The organism is Thalassospira sp. UBA1131 (assembly GCF_002311515.1).
Taxonomy (GTDB): Bacteria; Pseudomonadota; Alphaproteobacteria; order Rhodospirillales; family Thalassospiraceae; genus Thalassospira.
Genome location: NZ_DCAO01000088.1, coordinates 18,358 through 20,214, shown reverse-complemented (window position 1 = coordinate 20,214; position 1,857 = coordinate 18,358). Strand labels below are relative to the sequence as shown.

General features: G+C 52.4%; 2 protein-coding genes. One reads left to right on the top strand and one right to left on the bottom strand.

What is annotated here, in order from left to right; genetic code table 11:
* A partial coding sequence (locus B3Z49_RS13325) for a cryptochrome/photolyase family protein (RefSeq protein WP_296991693.1) occupies positions 1-1,025 on the bottom strand: 1,025 nt, incomplete at its 3' end.
* 263 nt (positions 1,026-1,288) lie between these two features.
* Here B3Z49_RS13325 and bfr point away from each other — a divergent pair.
* The gene (gene bfr, locus B3Z49_RS13320) at positions 1,289-1,765 is read left to right on the top strand and encodes a bacterioferritin (protein WP_008891826.1); all 477 of its coding nucleotides are present in this window, start codon (positions 1,289-1,291) and stop codon (positions 1,763-1,765) included.
* The last annotated feature ends 92 nt before the right edge of the window (positions 1,766-1,857 follow it).

Sequence of the window (1,857 nt, the reverse complement as noted above, 5' to 3'; positions counted from 1 at the left end):
GGCAGGGGGCGTTTGGCATCAAAATGATTGCCGCTGCCGTAATCCGGGCCAAGATACCAGTAAAGCCCGCGGACATATTCCCGCCAACCAAGGATCTGGCGAGTAAACCCCTCGACCGCGTTCAGTGGCGCCTTGCCCTCATGATAGGCCTTCTCGGCCGCCCGGCAGACTTCATCAGGCAACAACAGCCCGGTATTGAGGCATGGGCTGATCAGGGAATGATACAGGGTGGCGCTTTTGACCGTCATCGCATCCTGATAATCGCCAAACTGCGCCAAGCGATGCTTGATGAAATGATCAAGTGCCGCAAGCGCATCCTTGCGCGTGACCGGCCAGCCAAATGACGCAACATCCCCCAGCGCATCGGGAAAATCATCGCATACGCGATCAAGCAAACCTTGCGTGATCTTGTCGGGTACAAATGTCTTTGGCGTTGGGGGCGTCACATCATCGGGCAGGCTTTTACGGTTGTCGTGATCAAAGTTCCACTGCCCGCCAACCGGCTTGCCATCGTGTTCCATCAGAATGCCGGTATCGCGCCGCAAACCGCGATAGAAATACTCCATCCGGAGTTCCTTGCGGTCCTTGGCAAAATCCGCAAATGCCGAAAGCGGGGCAAAGAACCGGTCATCGGTGCGCACATCAACCGAGATATCAAGGTCTTCGGACCATTTGTCGATTTCATGTTTGACCCGCCATTCACCGGGTTCGGTGACGATGACTTCTTTGATGTCGTGTTCGGAAAGGACCGCTTTCAGGGCGTCGGTAAAGGACTTGGTCGGATGGTTTTGATAGTCAAAATACGCGACGTGAAATCCGTTTTCGCGCAATTCCTCCGCAAAGTGGCGCATCGCAGACAGGATCATCACGATCTTCTGGCGATGATGGGGGACATAGGTGGCCTCATCATGCGGCTCTGCCATGACGATCAGGTCCTGATCGGGATCGGCGTCCTTCAGGCTCGAAAGCGACGGTGTCAGTTGATCACCAAGGATGAAACGGATGGTTTGAAAGCGCGGCTTCATGTTTTGCTTCAATTGATTGCACGGCAGTTGCGAGTCGTACGAAAACATCCGGGCACAAGATCTTTGCGAAGGGCAATTTCGCCGAACCGATTTTCATTCTCAGGGAAATCCGTGCGAATGATTTTTAGTCATTCACCCCAACTGGCTTATTTCGGGAAAATCGGCTAAATTATTGATAATGGTAATCAAAGGCGCGTTTTTTCCTTGAAACAAGCCGGGTGGATTCCCACTATCTGCATAGCCCAACCATCAGGAGAGCCATGATGAAAGGTGATCCCAAGATCATCACATATCTTAATCGCATTCTGACCAACCAGTTGACTGCGATTAACCAGTATTTCCTGCATGCCAGAATGCTGCGGGACTGGGGCGTGGAAGAAATGGGCGAGTATGAGTACAAGCTCTCGATCAAGGAAATGAAACGCGCTGACGACACGATTGAGCGCATTCTGTTTCTTGAAGGTCTTCCCAACCTCCAGAACCTCAACAAACTGATGATCGGCGAAAATGTCGAAGAGATCATCAGCTGTGACATGAAGTTTGAATTGGCGTCTCTGCCGCTTCTGCGCGAAGCCATCACCGCCTGTGAAAAGGCCGAGGACTTTGTGACGCGCGATCTGCTTGTGAAATTCCTGGAAGAACAGGAAGAGCACGTTGATTGGCTTGAGACCGAAGAATGGCAGCTCGAAAATGTCGGGATTGCAAACTACATCCAGAGCCGTTCAGGCGACGGCGACTAATCAGATCAGGAGTATTACGCCATGAAGGGTAGTAAAAAGGTCCTCGCCGCGCTGAACAAACAGCTCACTGCCGAACTGTCGGCGGCCGACCA

Bases quoted from the DNA above. Each gene is read 5' to 3' on its own strand.
- bfr (WP_008891826.1), top strand. From the start codon at position 1,289: ATGAAAGGTGATCCCAAGATCATCACATATCTTAATCGCATTCTGACC.